The sequence below is a fragment of the Oerskovia sp. NPDC060287 genome, from assembly GCF_042726775.1.
Lineage (GTDB): Bacteria > Actinomycetota > Actinomycetes > Actinomycetales > Cellulomonadaceae > Oerskovia > Oerskovia merdavium.
The window spans coordinates 1-7,069 of record NZ_JBHXBO010000217.1; the positions used below are offsets into that span (position 1 = coordinate 1).

A 7,069-nucleotide genomic window follows, 5' to 3' on the forward strand; every position below is an offset into this window, starting at 1 on the left:
TCCCCGGGCAGCGCGCCCGGGGACCCGCTGTGCGGGCTGTCAGCCACGCCGTCTAGAGTTGCCGGGGTGAGCACCGCCCTGTACCGCCGCTACCGGCCAGAGACCTTCGCCGAGGTCATCGGGCAGGACCACGTCACCGGACCCCTGCGGCAGGCACTGCGCAGCGGACGCGTGAACCACGCCTACCTCTTCTCGGGCCCTCGTGGCTGCGGCAAGACGACCTCGGCGCGCATCCTCGCCCGCACGCTGAACTGTGCGCGCAACACCGAGGAGACGCCCATCGACACCCCCTGCGGGGAGTGCTCGTCGTGCCTCGAGCTCGCACGTGGCGGCTCGGGCAGCCTCGACGTCATCGAGATCGACGCGGCCTCGCACAACGGTGTCGACGACGCCCGCGAGCTCCGGGAGCGTGCGACCTTCGCACCCGCCCGGGACCGGTACAAGATCTTCATCCTCGACGAGGCCCACATGGTCACGCCGCAGGGCTTCAACGCGCTCCTCAAGCTGGTCGAGGAGCCGCCGCCCCACGTGAAGTTCATCTTCGCGACCACGGAGCCGGACAAGGTCATCGGGACCATCCGCTCGCGCACGCACCACTACCCCTTCCGTCTGGTCCCGCCGGACGTCCTGGGCCCGTACCTCGAGCAGCTCTGCGCTGCGGAGGGCGTGACGATCGGGACCGGCGTCGTGCCGCTCGTCGTGCGCTCGGGCGGCGGCTCGGTGCGTGACTCGCTGTCCGTCATGGACCAGCTCATCGCGGGCGCCGAGGCCGGGAACGTCGACTACGAGCGCGCCGTGGACCTCCTGGGCTTCACGCACGCCTCGCTGCTCGACGACGTCGTGGAGGCCCTTGCGGCCCGCGACGGCGCGAGCATCTTCCGGGTCGTCGAGCAGATCATCACGACGGGGCACGAGCCGCGCCGCTTCGTCGAGGACCTGCTCGAGCGCCTGCGCGACCTCATCGTCATCTCGGTCTCGGGCGGTGCCGCGGACGCGGTGCTGCGCGACGTCCCGTCCGACCAGCTCGAACGCATGAAGGCCCAGGCCCAGAACCTCGGGGCGGCCGAGCTGTCGCGTGCGGCAGACCTGGTCAACGCGGCGCTCACCGAGATGAGCGGCGCCACGTCGCCGCGCCTGCACCTCGAGCTCCTGTGCGCGCGCCTCCTGCTCCCCGGCGTGGACGACGGCGCAGCGGGGCTCGCGGCGCGCATCGACCGGCTGGAGCGGGGCGGCCTGGGCACCGGCGGCCTCGCGCCCGTCGCGTCCCCACCGCGGTCCGGCGGCCCCGAGGGGCTCGTCGCCGCACCGCCGCGGAGCCCGCGGGTCGAGGAGGACGTCACCCCCGTCGCGCCCGCCAACGGGCTGAGCGGGGCCGCGGCCGCACGAGCCGCGCTCCAGGCGCGCAAGAGCGGGGAGGGGGCTGCTGCTCCTGGTGTGCCTGCTGCTCCGCCCGTTCCTGCCGTGCCTGCTGTGGCGGCGCCGACCGCTCCTGTGGTCGCGGTGCCGTCCGTACCTGTGGTCGCGGTGCCGTCCGTACCTGTGGTCGCGGTGCCGTCCGTACCTGTGGTCGCGGTGCCGGCCGAGGCCGCCCCTCAGGCGGACGAGCCCGCCCGCTCGAGCGAGGCGGTCGCCCCGGCGACCGACGACCGGCCGGTCGTGGTACCCGTCGGCGACGCGCACGCCGAGCCGGCGGAGTCGGTGCGAGTCGGTGCAGAGAGCCCCGTGGACCACGCGGCACCGGTCGCCGAGCACGCTTCCGGCGGCGTCGAGCCCGCAGGTGATGCGGCGCCTGCGGCTGCCCTCGGCGCGGAATCCGCCGCCGCGGAGCACGTCGACGCTGGGCCGGAGCGAGGTGCGCCCCGCGCAGCCGCTGTTCCTGCACCGGTCGTCGAGCCCGTCTCGCCCGCCGGGGAGGCTCCTGCCCAGACCGAGGTCACAGCACCTTCGCCCGGTGCCGGACAGGCCTCGAACCACGCCGACGCGCTCAGCACCGACGCGCTGCGTCGTCGCTGGCCCGAGGTCCTCCAGACCCTCAGCACGAGCCGCGTCACGTGGTCCCTCGTGAGCGCCAACGCGCAGGTCGGCGAGCTCACGTCGGACACGCTGTACCTCGCGTTCCAGACGCCGGCTCTCGCGCGGACCTTCTCCACCTCCCGGCACACGGGGGCGGTCCAGGAGGCCGTCTACCAGACGCTCGGGTTCCAGGTCCGGGTCGAGGCCCGCCTCGACGAGGGCGGCGGCCCGGCGCCGAGCGCGCCGGCGCCTGCCGCGCCCCCGGCTCCACGTCACGACGACCCGTCGGTCGCAGGACCGTCGGCCCCGGCCGACGTGTCCGCGCACGAGGTCTCCGGCGGGTCCGGTGCGTCGGGCTCGGGCGGGAACGGGTCCTCCGGGGCGCCGTCCCCGGCCTCCGACCCCGTGGGCACCGTCGCTGCGCCGACGACCGCGAGTGGCCCCGGTGTCCCGCACCACACGGGCGAAGCCGCCTTGCAGCACGAGCAGCGGAGCAGCGTCGCGGTCCAGGAACGCCCGGCTCCCGTGGCCGCTCCTCCCGTACCTGCTCCCGAGGCGCCCGTGGTCGAGCCCCCGGTCGTCAACGCGGCCGACGAGGCCTGGCTCGCGGGAGCCTCCATGACCGAGCCGCCCGCGGACTTCGACGAGGGCCCGGAACCGCCGCCCGTGGACGTGAGGCGAGCGGCGCCGTCGGGCAACCGGCAGACGCTGCGCGCGCCCGCCGCGCCCAGCGCCCCGACCCCCGCCCCCGCGGGACCGCCGCCCGGCGTCCGCGAGTCACGTCGCCAGACGCTCGAGCGTCAGGCCGCCGAGCAGAAGGCTCGGCAGTCCTCGGCCCGCGTCACGACCTCGATCGAGGACGACTCGCCCTCGGACGACGACCCGGACCTGGCCTCGTCGGGTCTGGTCGGTGCGCCCCTCGTCGCGCAGCTCCTGGGCGGCGTCGTGATCGACGAGACCATCGACACCGGGCTCTGACGTGAGCCCCCGCGGTGAGCTCCACCACGTCGAGCTCTGGGTCGAGGACCTCGACACCGCGGAGAGCTCGTGGGCGTGGCTGCTCGACGAGCTCGGCTACACGCGCTTCCAGACGTGGGCCACGGGGCAGAGCTGGCTGCGCGGTGCGACGTACATCGTGCTCGAGGCGAGCCCCGCGGTCCGTGGCAAGGGGCACGACCGCATGCGCCCCGGGGTCAACCACCTGGCGTTCACGGGCGGCCGGCGCAGCGAGGTCGACGACCTCGTGACCCGCGCTGCCGAGCACGGGTGGAGCCTCATGTTCGCCGACGCCCACCCGTACGCGGGCGGGCCCGACCACTACGCGGCCTACCTCGAGAACGAGGACGGCTTCGAGGTCGAGATCGTCGCGGACGAGACCTGAGCGGACCCGCACGGGCGACGGCCGCGCGCCGCCTCCGGGGCGGCTCCGAGCGTGGGCGGCGCCACGTAGGCTGGGGACGTGTATGAAGGCGCGGTCCAGGACCTGATCGACGAGCTCGGCCGACTCCCCGGGGTCGGCCCCAAGAGTGCCCAACGCATCGCGTTCCACCTCCTCGCGGCCGACGCCGCGGACGTGCGTCGGCTCACCGACGCGCTGACCGAGGTCAAGCTGCGCGTGCGCTTCTGCGAGGTCTGCGGCAACGTGGCTGAGGGCGAGCGGTGCCGCATCTGCCTCGACCCCCGGCGCTCGGCCGCAGTGATCTGCGTCGTCGAGGAGCCCAAGGACGTCGTCGCGATCGAGCGCACGCGTGAGTTCCGGGGCAAGTACCACGTGCTCGGCGGGGCCATCAACCCCATGGACAACGTGGGTCCCGACGACCTGCGCATCCGTGAGCTGCTCACGCGACTGGCCGACGGCGAGGTGCAGGAGGTCATCCTCGCGACCGACCCCAACGTCGAGGGCGAGGCCACGGCCACCTACCTCACGCGCATGCTGTCCCCGATGGGCCTGCGGGTCACCCGCCTCGCGTCCGGGCTGCCCGTGGGTGGAGACTTGGAGTACGCGGACGAGGTCACGCTGGGGCGGGCCTTCGAGGGACGGAGAGTCGTCAGTGGTTGAGATCAGCGAGGCACTGGGGTCCGACCTCCGGTCGGTCGCCGCGTCCGTGTCCGCCGAGGCCCGCACCTTCCTGACCACCACGGCGGAGGTCGCGTCGGGCGCAGCCCCCGAGGCCGCGATCCCGCTCCTGCTGCTCGCCACGTCGGACATGCTCGCGGCCGGGGCGCGCCTCGGCGCCATGATGGACGTCGTCCCGGACGAGCGCTTCGAGCCCGATGCCGGCCCCGAGACCGACCTCGACCCGCTGCGCGAGGCGCTCGCGCAGCTCCTCGACGGTCTCGACGAGTACCCGGAGATCGTCGACCCCGTGCTTGGCGCCGTCGTCGGGCAGGCGTTCGTGTCCGGGGACATCGCGTGCATCGCCGAGGCACTCGCCAAGGGGCTCCAGCACTACGACTCGGGCCAGGAGCTCGAGGCGCTGTGGTGGTGGCAGTTCTCCTACCTGTCCCTGTGGGGAGAGCGCGCCGCGAGCGCGCTGCGCGTCCTGCAGATGGTGCTCGCGCACCTGCGCCTCGACGTCGAGGACGACGTCGCGGCCGAGGCGGAGTACGACGCGCTGCAGTCCTGACCGGGTGAGCACCGGGGCGCCAGCACCCGGGTGACCTCTCCGCCGTCGTGCAAGACTGCCGTGTGACCTGGGACCTCGCCGCGACGCTTCCTCTCGTGGCGCACGCGCCGCTCGCCGCGGGCGACGGGATCGTGCTGCCCGGGTCTGGCGGTCTCGAGCTCGACCTCCTGACGATCTCCCTCCTGGTCCTCGCCGGCCTGACCGCCGGATGGATCGACGCCGTGGTCGGTGGGGGAGGGCTCGTCCAGCTCCCCGCGCTGCTGCTCGTGCCGGGCATCAGCCCGGTCCAGGCCCTCGCGACCAACAAGCTCGCGAGCATCATGGGCACCTCGGTCAGCGCCACGACCTACTACCGGCGGGTGGGCCCCGACCTGCGGACCGCGGGGCCCATGGCGATCGCGGCCCTGTTCGGGGCGATCGGCGGCGCGGCGCTCGCGTCGAAGATCCCCGCCGAGCTGTTCAAGCCGATCATCCTCGTGGTCCTGATCGCGGTGGCCGTCTACACGATCGCCAAGCCCCGGCTCGGGCACACGACGAACCTGCGCTGGGAGGGCAACGGGCACCGGTGGGCCGCGGCCGGGATCGGGCTCGTGATCGGGTTCTACGACGGGCTGCTCGGTCCCGGGACGGGGACGTTCTTCGTCATCTCGCTCGTGAGCATCCTCGGGTACGCGTTCCTGCCCGCCTCGGCGCTCGCGAAGATCGCCAACTTCGCGACCAACGCGGGCGCGCTCATCTTCTTCGTCCCGTACGGGGCGGTGCTGTGGGGACTGGGGCTCGCGATCGGGGCCGCGAACCTGCTGGGTGCGTACATCGGGGCGCGCATGGCCGTGGCCAAGGGCAGCGGGTTCGTGCGGGTCGTCTTCGTGGTCGTCGTGGGGGCACTCATCTGCAAGCTCGGGTACGACGTCGTCACGAGCCTCGGGGAGTGACGGTGCGAGGGGCGGGGTCCGGTCCAGAGGGGGATGCGGACGGAGCCCCGCGGCCAGGGCCGCGGCGTATGGTCCGATCGGAGACGGGTGGCTACTCGCCTGATCTCGATCTGCCTGGCACGCACGACGACCCACCTCGTGCGCGGGCGGGGGAGGGGGAACCCGACCCGGTCCGTGTCGACCCCTCCGGCGTGACCGGCCCGTTCGGGCGACCCCGACCCCGGCCTCAGCGCCGGGGTCTGGCGCTGGGGCGGCTGATCGCCGGGGTGCTCGTCGCGTTCGTGGGGTACGTCCTGGTGGCGATCCCCGCCATGATCACCTACGACGTGGGGATGGACGGATACGGCTACTACTGCGAGACGGGGATGTTCGTCGAAGCGGATCTGGCCTGTTTCGGCGATCCCACGCCTGCCACCGAGGCGTTCGCGTGGCTCGTGGCGATGGTCACCGTGCCTGCCGCGCTCGGGATCCTCGTCGCCTGGCCGCGGAGGCGGGGACTCCTCCTGCTGTTTCTGGCGTGCGCGGCGCTCGGGCTGTACGCCTACCTCGTGCTGGTCAACCCGCGCACCTGACCGGGCCGCCGGCCTGACCACCGGCTTGGCTGCCTGTCTGACCAACGGAGCTGATCGCCGAGAACGAGGTTGTGGTCGTTCTCGGGCTCAGGACGACCACAACCTCGTGCCCGGCACCCCGGTCACCTAGGGTCGCCACCATGCACCTTCGCACGCAGGCCGTCGTCCTCGATCTCGACGGGACGCTCCTCGACCACGAAGGGGCCGCACGGGCTGCGCTCGCGGCCTGGCTGCCAGGCCTCGGGGTCGAGGTCACCGCCGCGCTGGTCGACGCGTGGTTCGCCGCAGAGGAGGAGCACTTCTCCGCCTGGCGCGCGGGGGAGATCGACTTCGCCGAGCAACGGCGCCGTCGGCTCCGTGACGTGCTGCCGCTCGCGGGCCTCGAGGGGGGATCCGATGATGGCCTCGATCAGGTCTTCGCCGGCTATGTCGCGCACTACGAGGCGTCGTGGACCGCGTTCCCCGACGTCGAACCTATGCTCGCAGCGTTGCGGGCCCGGAATGTCCCGCTGGCCGTCCTGACCAACGGGACCGAGGACCAGCAGCACGCCAAGCTTCGCGCCGTGGGTCTGGACGGGCGGGTCGGGTCAGTGTTCACGGCCGAGGGGCTGGGAGTGGCCAAGCCCGCACGTGCGAGCTATGTGCAGGTCTGCGCCGCGCTGGGGGTCGTGCCGGAGGAGGCCCTGCACGTCGGGGACCGGTACGACCTCGATGTCGTGGCCGCCCGTGCGGCCGGGCTGCAGGCCGTCCACCTGGACCGGGACGGCCGCGGGCCGTTCGACGAGCCCGAGCGCATCGTGTCTCTCGCCGAGCTGCCGGGGTACCTCGGGTGGTGAGGCCCAGCCGCCGGGTCGGGCCGGGTGGTTGCCGGCGGCTGCCGAGCACGAGGTTGCGGTCGTTCTCAGGGTCAGAACGACTGCAACCT

General features: G+C 73.3%; 7 protein-coding genes. All 7 read left to right on the forward strand.

Annotated features, from left to right (window positions below; genetic code table 11):
• The first annotated feature begins 66 nt into the window (after positions 1-66).
• On the forward strand, positions 67-2,991 hold the full coding sequence (locus tag ACFWFR_RS15810) for a DNA polymerase III subunit gamma and tau (protein ID WP_377623593.1): 2,925 nt from the start codon (positions 67-69) through the stop codon (positions 2,989-2,991).
• A gap of 1 nt (position 2,992) precedes the next feature.
• Entirely contained in the window at positions 2,993-3,394 is a 402-nt protein-coding gene (locus ACFWFR_RS15815) for a VOC family protein (protein WP_191805285.1), read from the forward strand.
• A gap of 78 nt (positions 3,395-3,472) precedes the next feature.
• Entirely contained in the window at positions 3,473-4,072 is a 600-nt protein-coding gene (gene recR / locus ACFWFR_RS15820; RefSeq protein WP_191805283.1) for a recombination mediator RecR, read from the forward strand.
• On the forward strand, positions 4,065-4,640 hold the full coding sequence (locus tag ACFWFR_RS15825) for a DUF5063 domain-containing protein (RefSeq protein ID WP_191805281.1): 576 nt from the start codon (positions 4,065-4,067) through the stop codon (positions 4,638-4,640). Before recR ends, ACFWFR_RS15825 begins: the two co-directional genes overlap by 8 nt.
• A 134-nt stretch (positions 4,641-4,774) precedes the next feature.
• Positions 4,775-5,572, forward strand: coding sequence for a TSUP family transporter (locus tag ACFWFR_RS15830; RefSeq protein WP_191805357.1), 798 nt, complete (start codon positions 4,775-4,777; stop codon positions 5,570-5,572).
• 191 nt (positions 5,573-5,763) lie between these two features.
• Positions 5,764-6,144 (forward strand): hypothetical protein, encoded by a 381-nt coding sequence (locus ACFWFR_RS15835; protein WP_377623594.1) that lies wholly within the window; start codon positions 5,764-5,766, stop codon positions 6,142-6,144.
• Between the two features lie 140 nt (positions 6,145-6,284).
• On the forward strand, positions 6,285-6,980 hold the full coding sequence (locus ACFWFR_RS15840) for an HAD family hydrolase (protein ID WP_377623595.1): 696 nt from the start codon (positions 6,285-6,287) through the stop codon (positions 6,978-6,980).
• Positions 6,981-7,069 lie beyond the last annotated feature (89 nt).